Source organism: Rhodococcus sp. NPDC059968 (genome assembly GCF_042738615.1).
GTDB lineage: Bacteria > Actinomycetota > Actinomycetes > Mycobacteriales > Mycobacteriaceae > Rhodococcus_F.
Genome location: NZ_JBHWUE010000054.1, coordinates 44,866 through 58,959, shown reverse-complemented (window position 1 = coordinate 58,959; position 14,094 = coordinate 44,866). Strand labels below are relative to the sequence as shown.

The window sequence follows — 14,094 nt, the reverse complement described above, 5'->3', positions numbered from 1 at the left end:
CCTCACCTCCGCAATTGAGCAGGGCCCCGAACCACTTCCGGTTCGGGGCTCTGCTCGTCTGTGGGCGCCGTGCCCGCTCCCCTCCCCCGCGGCTGTGTACGGAACATGAGCGCGACCGCCCCGAGTCCCAGAAGAAGTCCGAGCGCGGTGAGGATTCCGAACGGCTCGCCGAATATCACGGCCCCCCAGACAGCCGTCACCGGTGCCATCAGGAACATCAGGGCATTGACCCGGGTGACTCCACTCCGACGCAGCACGAGCCAGTACAGGCCGTAGCCGCCGAACGTGGACAGGGCGATCAGCCAGGCCACCGACCCCCAGAACGACGCCGTCGTCGGCGGAGGCACCTGTCCGGCGCATGCGGCGAGTGCGGTGAAGAGCGCGGCACTGGTCGCGCAGTGCACGGTCATGGCCACGACGGGGTCGGTGTCGGTCGGTGCGCGACTCTCCAGGAAGGTCGCGGCCACCAACGACAGCATTCCGGCGAACGGCACGAGATACGCCCACCAGGACACACCGGACGCAGCGGTGGCGTCGCCGGCGGTGACGATCACGACCCCTGCCAGTCCGAGCAGCAGCCCCCACCACTGCCGGGGCGCGACGTACTGGCCCAGCAGTGGGCCGGCCAGCACTGCGACGACCAGGGGCTGGGTGCCGTCGATCAGCGCGGTGGTGCCGGTCGAGACGCCGAGTCCGATCGCCTGGTAGACGGTCAGCAGATATCCGGTCTGCGACAGCGCGCCGACGATCACCTGACGTCCGAGCGCACGGGACCCGAGTCCCCGCCACCGGGCGCGTCCGAACAGCGCTGCTCCCAGGACGAGGGCGGCGGCGAGTGGCAGGAACCGCCAGGTCAGTACCGTCAGAGGGTCTGCATCACCGGCACCGAGTTTGGCCCCGATGAAGCCGGAGCTCCAGCACAGGACGAACATCACGGCGAGAAGCGCATTCACGACTGACCACCACCCAAGTAAACAGATCGGTATACCACCTAACTTATACCGATCTGTATACTTTTGTCATGGATTCTCTGCGACGCGTCGCGCTGACACCGGGCGCGAGACGAGCGCTGGACGCGGCAGGCCGCCTCTTCTACGAGCGGGGAATTCACGCGGTCGGTGTGGATCTCATCGCCGCCGAGGCCGGCGTCACGAAGAAGACGCTCTACGACCGTTTCGGTTCGAAGGAACAGATCGTGGTCGAGTACCTCGCCGACCGGGACGAGCGGTGGCGGGCGTTTCTCGCAGACCACCTCGACGTCGCCGGCGACTCCCCCGGACGGCGCCTGACGGCGATCTTCGACGCGTCCCGGGAGTGGGCCGCGGAGAACAGCGCGAAGGGGTGCAGCATGGTCAACGCGCACGCAGAGATCAGCGACCCGTCACATCCGGCGTATGCCGTCATCATCGGCCAGAAACGGTGGATGCTCGACCTGTTCACCGGTGTGTGCCGGGACGCGTCGGTTCGCGACCCGGAGACACTCGCACGCACGATCATGCTGCTCCACGAAGGGGCCCTGGTCTCGCACGGGTTGCAGGTGTTCCCCGAGGCGGTTCGACTCGCATCCGATCAGGCGGCGGCACTCCTCGCCGCAGCGGCGGGCCCTGTCGACTAGGCGGACGACCACGAAACGGAGGCGCCGAATCCCGGGTGGAATTCGGCGCCTCCGCCGTCTGACTGTGGGTGGAACTAGTGCTTCTCGGGCCCGACGTAGTACTCGAAGACGAGACCTGCAGCGGCCGCGAGCACCGCAACCACGGCGACCACGATCATCCACGGCTGGAAGAAGGCCATCGAGACTGCGACGAATGCGGCGGCAGCGGCGAGCAGGATCGGCCAGTAGCTACCGGGACTGAAGAAGCCCAGGTCGCCTGCGCCGTCGGCGATCTCCGCATCCTCGTAGTCCTCGGGACGGGTGTCGAGGCGACGGGCGACGAACCGGAAGTACGTTCCGATGATCAGTGTCAGTCCCGCCGACAGGCAGATGCCCGTCAGACCCGCCCACTCGATACCGGTTCGTGAAACGGCGGTGAAGACGCCGTAGACGATCGCGACGAGAATGAAGAATACCGTCAGGATCTCGAAGAGCTTGGCTTCGATCTTCATATCAGCACTTGTCCTTGGTCAGTGAGGTATCAGCAGCAGGTTCAGTTACCTTCGACACCGCTCGCCTGCTTGTAGCCGCGATCGGTGGTGAAGGGCGACGTCGACGTCGCGACCGGGGACTCGCCGATGGCCTGCAGAGCCTCCGCCGTGGTCAGATCCCGGCCGCCCTCGCTCGCCGGCTTGCGCAACTCGATGTACTGCGCGAACTTGTCGGGGCTCACGGCGCGAACCTCGAAGTTCATCATCGCGTGGAACGTGCCGCACATCTCGGCGCAGCGCCCGACGAAGGCACCTTCCTTCTCGATCTCACTGATCTGGAAGACGTTGTCGGAGTGGTTCTCCTTCGGGTTCGGGTTCACGTCGCGCTTGAACAGGAACTCCGGCACCCAGAAGGCGTGGATGACATCGGCCGAAGCCAGTTCGAACTGGATCCGCTTGCCGGTCGGCAGAACGAGGATCGGGATCTCGTTGCTCGAGCCGATCGTCTCGATCTTGTCGTAGTGCAGGTAGGACAGGTCCTGGGGGGTCTTGCCGTGGATGGGGCCGGGCTGGGCGTGCTCACCCTCGGCCTCCGCCTCGGACGCCGGTGCGGACTCGACCGCGGCCTGCGCTTCCTGATCGACGCCGTCGTACTTGCCGCCGCCCTCGCCGAGGTCGATGGAGCGGTAGCCGAACTTCCAGTTCCACTGGTACGCAGTGACATCCACCACCACGTTGGGGTTGTCCTCCTTCTCGAGGACATGGTTCTGCACGATCACCGTGAAGTAGAACAGCACGGCGATGATGACGAATGGAACCGCGGTGTACGCCAGCTCGAGCGGCACGTTGTATGCCGTCTGCCGCGGGAACTCGGGTGAGTCCTTCTTCTTACGGTGGAAGATCACCGCCCAGAAGGTGAGTCCCCACACCAGCACACCCATGACGAGGGCGGCGATGACCGACCAGGTCCACAGTTCACGCATGCGGTGCGCCTGCGGGGTTACGCCCGAAGGCCACCCGAAACGAAGCACCTCGTTGTCGATTGAACAACCCGACAGCAGCAAGGCAGCAATGCCCAAAGATACTGCCAACCCTGCCCGCCGAAGGATCCGACCTTGCGCCACGTTCACGCCTTCCTGATCGCCGCAAATTCCACTAGGGCACACCCGATGGGAAGGCCCAATTACTACGCAGCGTAGACCAAAGGTGGCGGCTCTCCATCCTCGGGTCGGGCGACGTGTCGCTGCCGGCGCCGCGACGGCGCCGCTGTTCGAGCCGGGGCACCGTCACCGGCGGCCCGAACCGGACGCTCCGGGAATCTGCGGCATACTTTCCGGCAGAGATCCCTGACCACTCCACATCGTGGAGCCTTCCAAGATTCTGAATTGAGGTACCGGACGCTGTGTGCGGACTGCTCGGGCTACTGACCTCTGGAGAAACCAGCGACAACGCCGTCTCACAGGTCGACCAGGCGATGCACTGCCTGCGGCACCGTGGGCCGGACGAGCACGGGACCTGGCACGACGACCACTTGGTCTTCGGGTTCAATCGGCTGTCGATCATCGACATCGAACACTCCCACCAGCCCCTGCGGTGGGGTCCGGCGGAGAATCCGGAACGCTATGCGCTGACGTTCAACGGCGAGATCTACAACTATCTCGAGGTTCGGGCCGAACTCGCCGAGCAGTTCGGTGCGCAGTTCGTCACAGAGGGCGACAGCGAGGCCATCGTCGCCGCCTTCCACTACTGGGGCGAGGAGGCCGTCCGTCGTCTGCGCGGCATGTTCGCGTTCGCGATCTGGGACACCGAGACGCGGGAACTGTTCATCGCGCGCGACCCGTTCGGCATCAAGCCGCTCTTCCTGGCGACGGGCACCGGCGGCACCGCTTTCGGTAGCGAGAAGAAGAGCCTGCTGGAGCTGGCGAGCCTGATCGGCATCGGCACCGAACTCGATCCGCGGGCCGTCGAGCACTACACCGTCCTTCAGTATGTGCCGGAGCCGGAGACCCTCCACAAGCAGATCCGCCGGCTCGAGTCCGGCTGCTTCGCGCGTGTGCGCCCGGGCGAAGAACCCGTGATCACCCGCTATTTCGCGCCCACGTTCCCGGTGCGTCCGTTTGCCGCGGGCACCGAGCAGGCCCGGTACCGCGAGATCGCGGAGGCGCTCGAGGATTCGGTCGCCAAGCACATGCGCGCCGACGTCACGGTCGGTTCCTTCCTGTCGGGTGGCATCGACTCGACGGCCATCGCGGCGCTCGCGATGCGCCACAATCCGAACCTGATCACGTTCACCACCGGTTTCGAGCGCGAGGGCTATTCCGAGGTCGACGTCGCGGCCGAATCCGCCGAAGCGATCGGCGCGCGCCACGTGGTGAAGGTGGTGAGCCCGTCCGAGTTCGCCGCCGCCATCCCCGAGATCGTGTGGTACCTCGACGACCCGGTCGCCGACCCCGCGCTGGTTCCGCTGTGGTTCGTGGCCAAGGAGGCGCGCAAACACGTCAAGGTCGTGCTGTCCGGTGAGGGCGCCGACGAGCTGTTCGGCGGCTACACCATCTACCGGGAGCCGATTTCACTCAAGCCCTTCGAATACCTGCCCCAGGGACTGCGGCGGGCCGCCGGGAAGCTGTCCGAGCGCATCCCCGAGGGCACCCGCGGAAAGAGCCTGCTCAACCGCGGTTCACTGACCCTGGAAGAGCGGTACTACGGCAACGCGCGCAGCTTCAACGACGCACAGTTGCGCGCCGTTCTGCGCGACTTCCGGCCGGAGTGGACGCACCGCGACGTCACCGACCCGATCTACGCGCAGTCGCAGGGGTGGGATCCGGTGGCCCGGATGCAGCACCTGGACCTGTTCACGTGGTTGCGCGGCGACATCCTCGTCAAGGCCGACAAGATGACGATGGCCAACTCGCTCGAACTGCGGGTGCCGTTCCTCGATCCCGAGGTCTTCAAGGTGGCGTCGCAGGTGCCGCTGGATCAGAAGATCACCAAGAGCACCACCAAGTACGCGCTGCGTCAGGCGCTCGAGGGCATCGTGCCCGGGCACGTGCTCCATCGGGCGAAGCTGGGCTTCCCGGTGCCGCTGCGGCACTGGCTGCGCGGCACCGAACTGTTCGACTGGGCACACGAGCAGATCGCGGCGTCGGGCACCGATCACCTGCTCGACAAGGCGGCGATCACGAAGATGCTCAACGACCACCGGGACGGCGTGTCCGACCACAGCCGACGCCTCTGGACCGTGCTGATCTTCATGGTCTGGCACGGCATCTTCGTGGAGAACCGCATCGTTCCCGAGATCGCTGAGCCGGCGTACCCGGTCTCGCTGTAGGCGCTTCGCGCCCGTGCGCCTTTCTGGTAGTTGGAGCTACCAAAAAGGCGCACGGGCGGCGGAGCCGCCTCTACGGCAGAACGGCAGCGATCTCGTCCGCGGCGGTGGAGCCGTAGGCGTCCGCGAGGCGCTTGACAGCCTCGTCGCGGTCGAACGTCCATTCCTGAGTTCCGACGGTCTCCAGCACGAGCACGGCAACCAGCGACCCCAGCTGTGCGGAGCGCTCGAAACTCAGGCCTGCGCTGTGTGCGAGGAGGAATCCGGCCCGGAATCCGTCACCGACACCGGTCGGGTCGACCTTCGCCTTCTCGGGGACGACGGCGACGCGGGTCCAGTTGCCCTCGGAGTCGACGATCTCGACGCCCTTGGAACCGAGCGTCGTGACACGGACGCCGACCTGAGCGCGGATCTCCGCTTCGGACAGTCCGGTCTTCTGCTGCAGCAGCCCCCACTCGTACTCGTTCGTGAACAGGTACTTTGCGCCGTGGATCAGCGCCGACGCCTCCTCGCCGTTCAGTCGGGCGAGCTGCTGCGACGGGTCGGCGGCGAACGGGATGTCCTGCCGGCGGCATTCCTCGGTGTGGCGGATCATCGCCTCGGGGTCGTTGGCGCCGATGAGGACCAGTTCGAGCGGTTCGGCGTCCTGCGCGATACCCGACAGCTGGATTTCGCGGGCCTCACTCATCGCACCGGGGTAGAACGACGCGATCTGCGCCATGTCCTCGTCGGTGGTGCACACGAAACGCGCGGTGTGTGCGGTGGTCGAGATCCGGACGGCGGTGCAGTCGACGCCGTTGCTCTCGAGCCACTGACGGTAGTCCGCGAAGTCGGCTCCGACAGCCCCGACCAGCAGCGGAGATCCACCGAGGACGCCCATGGCGTAGGCGATGTTGCCGCCCACTCCCCCGCGCCGGACTACGAGGTCGTCGACCAGGAAGCTCAACGAGATGTGGCTGAGCTGATCGGCGAGCAGTTGCTCGGCGAACCGGCCCGGAAACCGCATCAGGTGGTCGGTGGCGATGGAACCGGTTACCGCAATTGTCACGGGCGGATGCCTTTCGATGAGTTCGGTCGGGATTTCTCACCGTACCCCGGAGTACCACCATGATCGGTCGGCAGCACGGGGCCCGGGTACATGGAGATCGGGCACGAAAAAAGTCTGACGCGGCAGCCGGTCGGCGCCGCGTCAGACTTGTCGATTCAGTTGTACTTCGGCCCGGGACTCAGTTGAAGGAGTCGCCGCAGGCGCACGAACCGGTCGCGTTGGGGTTGTCGATGGTGAAACCCTGCTTCTCGATGGTGTCGACGAAGTCGATCGAGGCACCCTCGACGTACGGCGCGCTCATCCGGTCCACCGCGAGGGCGACGCCACCGAAGTCCACGATCAGGTCGCCGTCCAGGTTCCGGTCGTCGAAGAACAGCTGGTACCGCAGTCCTGCGCAGCCGCCGGGTTGCACGGCGATACGCAGTGCGAGGTCGTCACGACCCTCCTGATCGAGCAGCGCCTTCGCCTTGGCGGACGCGGCTTCGGTCATCTTGACGCCGTGGACGGCGGTCTCGTTCTGCACAGTCATGGGCTCTCCCTGTAGTTCGTAACAAACCCGTGAACGCTTCAACGGTACTCCGCGCCCGACTTATTCCCGGGTTCCATTCCCTGCGGCAGCGTCCGCAGATCGATCCACGTCCATGGTATCCGACGTCGCGGATTCGGGTTACTACCCTGCGGCCGCACCGTCCCACCCGCGGGCTGCGGCGGCAGCAAGGTCTCTGAGCTGCGCGTATGCGTCCGACATCGCGAGTTCGACCGACCCCGCGTGGTCCACCAGGGAAAGTGCGTCGTCGATGCCCGCGCCGTCGAGGTCCGCGGTGTCGAGCAGGACCTGCCCGGCCAGAACGAGCGTCGCGATCGACCGCCGGCGGGCGGCAGCGGCGAGCGCGATCACGAGTTTCCCGCGCAGCGACTGCTGGTCGAGGCGGCCTTCCCCGGTGATCACGAGCTGGGCGGAGGCGAGTTGCCGGTCCTGCCGGGTGCGCTGAGCGACCACGTGAGCACCGGATTCGCGGGTCGCGCCGAGGGCGAGCAGCGCGGCGCCGATGCCACCGGCGGCACCGGCTCCGGCCTCGGCGGCGACCTCCCGGGCCGTCACCCGCTGCAGTTGCCCCGCCCACGCGGCGTTCCGGTGCTCGAGGAATGCGACGGTGTCGGGGTCGGCACCTTTCTGCGGTCCGAACACGCGGGCGGCGCCGTGCTCGCCGAGCAACGGATGCTCGACGTCGGACGCGGCCACCAGTTCCACCGAGCGCAGGCGGGCGACGGCGGCGTCCGCGCTCCCGAAGCCCTGCGCGAGGGCTTCGACGAGGCCGCGGCCGCCGTCGGTGCAGCTGCTGCCGCCGAGACCGACGACGATCTTGCGCGCTCCGGCGTCGAGGGCGGCCACTACGAGTTGGCCGACACCCCGGCTGTGCGCGTCGCGGGCGGTGCGGGGCGTCGGCGGTCCGCCCAGCAGTCCGAGTCCGCAGGCCTGGGCGGATTCGAGGTAGGCGTCGGTGCCGTCGAGCAGCCAGCGTGCCGTGACGTCGGCGCCGAGGGGCCCTTCCACGACCGCGGTCCGGACGGTGCCGCCCGCGGCCGCGACCACGTCGACGAATCCGGGGCCGCCGTCGGACTGCGGCGCCTCGATGAGCTGGTCGTCCGGACGCACGGCCGACCATCCCGCCGCGATCGCGGCGGTCGCCTCGACGGCGGTCAGCGTTTCACCGAAGGAGTCCGGTGCGATCATCACTCGCATCGGCGAAGTGTATGGCGACGGGCGCGACCCGGCATTTCGATGTGAGGGCGGTTTTCCTCCCGGTGGCGTCTTCCCATACTCTGGAAGGGTGAAATTGCTACGCCGCGGTGATTCGGACAATTCAGACAAGCGGGACGTCGAGGTCGCCGAGTCGTCCACGGCCCCGGAGGCGGAGTCCGCCGAACAGGCGGGCAAGGGCCGCCCGACGCCCAAGCGACGCGACGCCGAGTCGAAGCGACGCGGACCGATCGCGCCCGCGCCCCTGACTGCGAAAGAGGCACGCGCCCGCAAGAAGGCCACCCGCGGCAGCAAGGAAGAGCGCAAGGCCGCCGCGGCGGAGCGGCGCGCCACCGCCGGTGAGCGACGCGCCCGCATGCTCGCGGGCGAGGACAAGTATCTCCTCCCCCGCGACAAGGGTCCGGTCCGCGCGTACGTCCGGGACATCGTCGACGCCCGGCGCAACCTGGTCGGCCTGTTCATGCCGCTGGCCCTGGTTCTCATCATGGCGATGTTCGTCAGCCCGGCGCTGCAGGCCATCGTGACCCTCGCCATGCTCATCATGATGATGTTCATGGCCATGGAGGGCATCTGGCTGGGCCGCAAGATCAACAATCAGGTGCGGGAGCGCTTCCCGGACACCCCGGACGGCGGCTTCAAGCTCGGGTGGTACGCGTTCGTGCGTGCATCGCAGATCCGCAAGCTGCGGGCCCCCAAGCCGCGGGTGCGCCCCGGCGATGCCATCTGACGGTCAGTTGTGGGGCGCGCGGTGCGTCTCGGCGAGCAGTCGCCCCAGCTCGGCGTCACGGTCGTACGACAGGTCGGTCATGGGATCGGCCGGTCGGAAGAAGTTGTCGCGGTAGCTTTTCCGCAGCCGCGGATGGAGTGGACCCAGGTGCCGGCCCGCGTACATCACGGCCGCATGCAGCACGAGGAGAAGTGCAACGAGGACGAGGAATTCGGTCATGGCTGAAATTTTCCGCCCATTCACTTCCCGCCAACAGTGGCGGAATTGACGTTCTTCGTCAAAATACTGCCACTCCGGTGGGTTGGTAGCGTTTCCCTCCGTGCCCACCGCCGATTCCCCGGACCCTCCGAGCCGTCCGAATGAGACTTCGCGAACATTGGTGCTCGGCGGTGCACGCTCCGGAAAATCCGCTCACGCCGAGGAACTGACCCAGGCCCTGGCCGGGACCGGCCGGGTGCGCTACGTCGCCACCAGCCACCGCGACCCCGACGACCACGACTGGGAACACCGCATCGCACAGCACCGCGATCGGCGTCCCGGCAGCTGGCTCACCGTGGAAACCGCGCACCGGCTCGACCTCGCCGACCACCTGCGGACCCCCACCGAAGCGGCGGCCACCCTCGTCGACGATCTCGGCACCTGGCTCACCGTCGAACTCGACGGCGCCGCAGCCTGGGAATCGCCGCGGGGCACCATCACCCCCCGCGCCGACGAACTCGTCGCGAGCGTCCGCGACTACCGCGGCGCGCTCGTGCTGGTGACTCCCGAGGTGGGTCTCGGCGTCATCCCCGAGACCCGGTCCGGTCGCCTGTTCCGCGACGAGATCGGCGCCCTCAACGCGCGGCTCGCCCAGGTCTGCGATCGCGTCGTCCTCGTCGTCGCCGGGCTGACCATGACCCTGAAAGATGATCCCGCACGTGAGTCGTGGGGGGCAGAAGTGTCCACTCGAACGAGAGGCCAAGCGTGACCAGCGAGTCCGTGAGCACCGACCCCGGTCGGTTCGAACCCGTCACCCCACCCGACGAAGGGGTGCGCGCACAGGCCGAGGCCCGTCAGTTGCAGCTCACCAAACCGGCCGGATCGCTCGGACGTCTCGAGACGCTCGCATGCTGGGCCGCGGCCTGCCAGGGCGTCTGCCCGCCCGTCCCCTTCGAGCGCGCGCGGGTGGTGGTGTTCGCCGGCGACCACGGAGTGGCACGAACCGGCGTCTCGGCGTATCCGCCCGAGGTGACGGCCCAGATGGTCGCCAACTTCGTCGGCGGCGGGGCAGCCGTCAACGCTCTCGCGAACCGGGCCGGCGCCAGCGTGCGCGTCGTCGACCTGTCCGTGGACGGCGACACGGATCCGTCGGTGTCCGCGTTCAAGATTCGCCGCTCGTCGGGGGCGATCGACCGCGAGGACGCGCTCACACACGAGGAGACATTAAAGGCCATCGAGGCCGGGCGATCGATCGCCGACTCCGAAATCGATTCCGGCGCAGACCTGTTGATCGCCGGCGACATGGGAATCGGCAACACCACGCCGGCCACCGTTCTCATTGCCGCACTGACGGACACCGAACCGGTGGCGGCGGTCGGCCGGGGCACGGGTGTCGACGACGCCGGCTGGATCCGGAAGACGGCGGCGATCCGCGACGCGATGCGCCGCGCCCGGCCGGTGGTCCGGGACACGGTGGCGCTCCTGCGTACGGTGTCGGGCGCCGACCTCGCCGCGATGGCCGGCTTCCTCGCCCAGGCCTCCGCCCGCAAGACCCCGGTGATCCTCGACGGCGTCGTCGTGACCGCGGCCGCGATGGTCGCGGAGGAACTCGCGCACGGCGCCCGCGCGTGGTGGCTGGCCGGCCACCGTTCCACCGAACCGGCCCACACGATCGCGCTGAAGCACCTGCAGCTCGACCCCCTCCTCGAACTCGACATGCGGCTCGGCGAGGGGTCCGGCGCCGTCACCGCGCTGCCGATCCTGCAGGGCGCCGTCGCGACGCTCGCGGAGATGGCGACGTTCGCGGAGGCCGGAGTCAGCACCCGCGACGCCGAGGACGGCGAGGGCACCGAGACCGGCTCCGCCGCCGATACCGCGGGCTGACCGTGTCGGGCGTGGTGCTCGCGTTCTCCTGGCTGACGGTCCTCCCCCTGCGCGGACCGGATTCCGTGGACCGTGCGGCGGGTCGCCGCGCGATCCGGGCGGCGCCGGTCACCGGGATCGCGCTGGGAGTCCTGGCCGCGGGAATGCTGTGGGCGCTCGTGTCCGCCGGTCTCGACCCCGCCCTCGCCGGCCTGGTGACGGTGGGTGCACACGCCCTCGCCACCCGGGGCATGCACGTCGACGGTCTGTCCGACACCGTCGACGGGCTCGGCTGTTACGGGCCGCCGGAGCGGGCGCGGGCAGTGATGCACAGCGGCGGCGCGGGCCCGTTCGGGGTGTGCGCCCTGGTGATCTGCCTGGGTGCGCAGGGGCTGGCGTTCGGATCTCTTGCCGCCGCAGGACAATTCGCGTGCGTGGCCGTCGCCGTGGCGGCCGGGCGGGTGGCGGTCGTCTTCGCCTGCCGGCGGGGAATTCCCGCGTCGTCGACGGAAGGATTCGGCGCACTGGTCGCCGAAACCCAGTCACCGTGGACCGGCATCGCCTGGACCGTTCCGCTCCTCGCGGCGGCCGCGTGGTGCACCTCGCCATGGTGGCAGGGACCGGTCGTCGCGGCGGTCGCGCTGACGCTCACCGCACTGCTGGTGGCCCACTGCGTCCGGCGATTCGCCGGCCTGAACGGCGACGTGCTCGGCGCTGCGCTCGAGATCACCGTCACCGTCTCGGCGATCGGTCTCGCTTTCTGAGCGACCGCCGAAACCGAGCTCAGCGCAGTTTGGTCATCCAGCCGTGGGTGTCGGCGAACGTTCCCCGCTGAATACCGGTCAGCGTGTCGCGCAGGGCCATGGTCACCTCGCCGGGCTCGCCGTCGGCGACCGTGAATTCACCCTCGGCCGACTTGACCCGGCCGACGGGCGTGATGACCGCCGCGGTACCGCACGCGAACACCTCGGTGATCTCACCCGACTTGGTCTTGGTGCGCCATTCGTCGGTGCTGATCCGACGCTCCTCCACCGCGAAACCGGCGTCGGTCGCGAGGGTCAGTAGCGAGTTGCGGGTGATCCCCGGCAGCAGCGACCCGGACAGGGACGGTGTCACGAGGCGGGCGTCGGGGCCGGAGCCGAACACGAAGAAGAGGTTCATGCCGCCCATCTCCTCCACGTACGACCGCTCGATGGCGTCGAGCCACACCACCTGGTCGCATCCCTCGTCGGCGGCCTGCGCCTGCGCGAGAAGCGAGGCCGCGTAGTTGCCGGCGAACTTGGCGGCTCCGGTGCCACCGGGTGCGGCGCGCACGTATTCCGTCGACAGCCACACGCTGACCGGCTTCACTCCACGCGGGAAGTAGGCGCCGGCGGGCGAGGCGATCAGCAGGTAGCGGTACTCGTCGGCCGGACGCACACCGAGACCGGCCTCGGTGGAGAACATGAACGGGCGGAGGTACAGCGCGTCCTCGCCGCCGGCGGCGGGCACCCATTCGTGGTCCAGCTCGAGCAGTTCGGTGATCGACTTGACGAACAACTCCTCCGGCAGCTCCGGCATCGCGAGACGGCGAGCCGACGTCGCAAGTCGTTCGGCGTTCGCCTCGAGGCGGAACGTCGAGATGCCGCCGTCGGGCTGCCGGTACGCCTTCAGCCCCTCGAAGATGGCCTGTCCGTAGTGCAGCACCATCGCGGCGGGGTCGAGCTGGAGCGGCCCGTACGGTTCCACCTTGGCGTCGTGCCAGCCGAGCTCCGTGGAGTAGGTGATCGACACCATGTGGTCCGTGAAGTACCGGCCGAATCCGGGCGCCGCCAGTATCTCTCGCCGTACCTCGTCGGAGGTGAGGGCGGGATGCGGGACGCGAACGAACTCGGTGACACCTGTCATGCCCGTGATCTTATCGAACGCCTTCCGCCGCCCCACGGCCGACAGGTCGTCCGCGACAGGGGCTTACTTGGTGTTGATCTCCACGAACGGCGGAGACACCACCTCGGCGCGCAGCGAGCGCCCCCGGACGTCCACGGAGATCTCGTCTCCGGCCGACACCCCGGCTCCGGAGTCGAGCAGCGCCAATGCGATCCCGACCTTGAGCGTGGGCGAGAACGTGCCCGACGTGGTCTCGCCGATCGACTCGCCGTCGCGCACCACGGTCTGACCGGCACGGAGAACCCCGCGGTCCAGCGCCTTGATGCCCCACAGCTTGCGCGCCGGGCCGGACTCCTTCTCGTCGGTGAGCGTCTCCTTGCCCCAGAACTTCGGCTTCTTCCACCCGATCGCCCAGCCGCATCGCGCCTCGAGCGGGGAGATCTCCAGCGACAGTTCGTGCCCGTGCAACGGGTATCCCATCTCGGTGCGCAGCGTGTCCCGGGCACCGAGACCGGCGACCTGGCCGCCGTGTGCGCGGACCTGCTCGACCGCGGCCCGGAACAGCTTCTCACTGTCCTCCCAGCGCGGCAGCAGTTCGAACCCGACCTCGCCGGTGTACCCGCTGCGGCACACGCGGACGGGAACCCCGTCCCACGTGGCGTCCGCGAAGGCCATGTACTCGATGTCGGTGGGCAGGCCGAGCGCGGTGAGCACGTCCGCCGACTTCGGGCCCTGCACGGCGATCACACCGAAGTCCCGGTGCTGGTTGTCCACCGTGACGCCCTCGGGCGCCGTGGCGGCCAGTGCCGCGACCACGTCGGCGGTGTTGGCAGCGTTCGGGACGAGGAACACCTCGTCGGGGCTCACGTAATAGGCGATCAGATCGTCGATCACTCCGCCCGACGGCGTGCAGCAGAGCGTGTACTGCGCCTTGCCGGGACCGATCTTGTCGAGATCGTTGGTCAGCGCCGAGTTGACGAAGGCGGCCGCGCCGCTGCCCCGCACGAGGGCCTTGCCGAGGTGGCTGACGTCGAACACCCCCACCGACTCGCGCACCGCGGTGTGTTCGGCGACGACACCGGCGTACGAGACAGGCATCTCCCAGCCGCCGAAGGGAGCGAACGTGGCCCCGAGTTCGACGTGAACGGCATGGACGGGACCTTGCGACAACTGCTCCTCGGTCATGGGCCTCAACTTATCCGACCCCCGGGCGCACCGGG

At 68.3% G+C, this 14,094-nt stretch carries 15 protein-coding genes; 6 read left to right on the top strand and 9 right to left on the bottom strand.

All coding sequences use genetic code 11. The annotated features are described in order from the left end of the window. Nucleotides 1-2: 2 nt before the first annotated feature. On the bottom strand, nucleotides 3-953 hold the full coding sequence (locus ACFWAY_RS33745) for a DMT family transporter (protein ID WP_378513594.1): 951 nt from the start codon (nucleotides 951-953) through the stop codon (nucleotides 3-5). Between the two features lie 68 nt (nucleotides 954-1,021). On the opposite strand from ACFWAY_RS33745, the gene ACFWAY_RS33740 reads away from it, so the two are divergent. Next, the gene (locus ACFWAY_RS33740) at nucleotides 1,022-1,615 is read left to right on the top strand and encodes a TetR/AcrR family transcriptional regulator (protein ID WP_378513593.1); all 594 of its coding nucleotides are present in this window, start codon (nucleotides 1,022-1,024) and stop codon (nucleotides 1,613-1,615) included. Nucleotides 1,616-1,689: 74 nt separating this feature from the next. On the opposite strand, the gene ACFWAY_RS33735 is transcribed toward ACFWAY_RS33740, so the two are convergent. Beyond that, nucleotides 1,690-2,106, bottom strand: coding sequence for a cytochrome c oxidase subunit 4 (locus ACFWAY_RS33735; RefSeq protein ID WP_012688105.1), 417 nt, complete (start codon nucleotides 2,104-2,106; stop codon nucleotides 1,690-1,692). A gap of 41 nt (nucleotides 2,107-2,147) precedes the next feature. Next, complete coding sequence (locus ACFWAY_RS33730) at nucleotides 2,148-3,215, bottom strand: cytochrome c oxidase subunit II (RefSeq protein WP_016880030.1); 1,068 nt, start codon at nucleotides 3,213-3,215, stop codon at nucleotides 2,148-2,150. Nucleotides 3,216-3,487: 272 nt separating this feature from the next. On the opposite strand from ACFWAY_RS33730, the gene asnB reads away from it, so the two are divergent. Next, nucleotides 3,488-5,413, top strand: a complete 1,926-nt coding sequence (gene asnB / locus ACFWAY_RS33725; protein WP_378513592.1) for an asparagine synthase (glutamine-hydrolyzing) — start codon at nucleotides 3,488-3,490, stop codon at nucleotides 5,411-5,413. Nucleotides 5,414-5,483: 70 nt separating this feature from the next. Here asnB and ACFWAY_RS33720 read toward each other — a convergent pair whose 3' ends face one another. The 3 genes from ACFWAY_RS33720 to ACFWAY_RS33710 form a co-directional block, all read right to left on the bottom strand. Beyond that, nucleotides 5,484-6,458: a carbohydrate kinase family protein gene (locus ACFWAY_RS33720; RefSeq protein ID WP_378456787.1), complete on the bottom strand. Its 975-nt coding sequence runs from the start codon at nucleotides 6,456-6,458 to the stop codon at nucleotides 5,484-5,486. A 178-nt stretch (nucleotides 6,459-6,636) separates the two neighbouring features. Continuing rightward, nucleotides 6,637-6,987 (bottom strand): iron-sulfur cluster assembly accessory protein, encoded by a 351-nt coding sequence (locus ACFWAY_RS33715; protein WP_005247725.1) that lies wholly within the window; start codon nucleotides 6,985-6,987, stop codon nucleotides 6,637-6,639. A 141-nt stretch (nucleotides 6,988-7,128) separates the two neighbouring features. Next, entirely contained in the window at nucleotides 7,129-8,202 is a 1,074-nt protein-coding gene (locus ACFWAY_RS33710) for a glycerate kinase (RefSeq protein WP_378513591.1), read from the bottom strand. Between the two features lie 88 nt (nucleotides 8,203-8,290). Between ACFWAY_RS33710 and ACFWAY_RS33705 the strand changes: the two genes are divergently transcribed. After that, on the top strand, nucleotides 8,291-8,947 hold the full coding sequence (locus ACFWAY_RS33705) for a DUF3043 domain-containing protein (protein ID WP_378456789.1): 657 nt from the start codon (nucleotides 8,291-8,293) through the stop codon (nucleotides 8,945-8,947). Nucleotides 8,948-8,950: 3 nt separating this feature from the next. Here ACFWAY_RS33705 and ACFWAY_RS33700 read toward each other — a convergent pair whose 3' ends face one another. After that, a complete protein-coding gene (locus ACFWAY_RS33700) occupies nucleotides 8,951-9,166 on the bottom strand; it encodes a hypothetical protein (RefSeq protein ID WP_378456790.1) in 216 nt (71 codons plus the stop codon). Nucleotides 9,167-9,266: 100 nt separating this feature from the next. Between ACFWAY_RS33700 and cobU the strand changes: the two genes are divergently transcribed. Genes cobU through ACFWAY_RS33685 form a run of 3 tightly spaced genes read left to right on the top strand, consistent with a single transcriptional unit; the run spans nucleotide 9,267 to nucleotide 11,772 of the window. Continuing rightward, nucleotides 9,267-9,914 carry a bifunctional adenosylcobinamide kinase/adenosylcobinamide-phosphate guanylyltransferase gene (cobU, locus tag ACFWAY_RS33695; protein ID WP_378513590.1) on the top strand — a complete coding sequence of 216 codons (648 nt, stop codon included), beginning with the start codon at nucleotides 9,267-9,269 and terminating at the stop codon, nucleotides 9,912-9,914. Beyond that, nucleotides 9,911-11,029, top strand: coding sequence for a nicotinate-nucleotide--dimethylbenzimidazole phosphoribosyltransferase (gene cobT / locus ACFWAY_RS33690; protein WP_378456792.1), 1,119 nt, complete (start codon nucleotides 9,911-9,913; stop codon nucleotides 11,027-11,029). The genes cobU and cobT overlap by 4 nt, the downstream gene beginning before the upstream one ends. Before the next feature lie 2 nt (nucleotides 11,030-11,031). Beyond that, complete coding sequence (locus ACFWAY_RS33685; RefSeq protein WP_378456793.1) at nucleotides 11,032-11,772, top strand: adenosylcobinamide-GDP ribazoletransferase; 741 nt, start codon at nucleotides 11,032-11,034, stop codon at nucleotides 11,770-11,772. 19 nt (nucleotides 11,773-11,791) lie between these two features. On the opposite strand, the gene ACFWAY_RS33680 is transcribed toward ACFWAY_RS33685, so the two are convergent. Further along, entirely contained in the window at nucleotides 11,792-12,895 is a 1,104-nt protein-coding gene (locus ACFWAY_RS33680) for a branched-chain amino acid aminotransferase (protein WP_378513589.1), read from the bottom strand. 63 nt (nucleotides 12,896-12,958) lie between these two features. Then, nucleotides 12,959-14,059, bottom strand: a complete 1,101-nt coding sequence (gene gcvT, locus ACFWAY_RS33675) for a glycine cleavage system aminomethyltransferase GcvT (RefSeq protein WP_378513588.1) — start codon at nucleotides 14,057-14,059, stop codon at nucleotides 12,959-12,961. Between the last annotated feature and the right edge of the window lie 35 nt (nucleotides 14,060-14,094).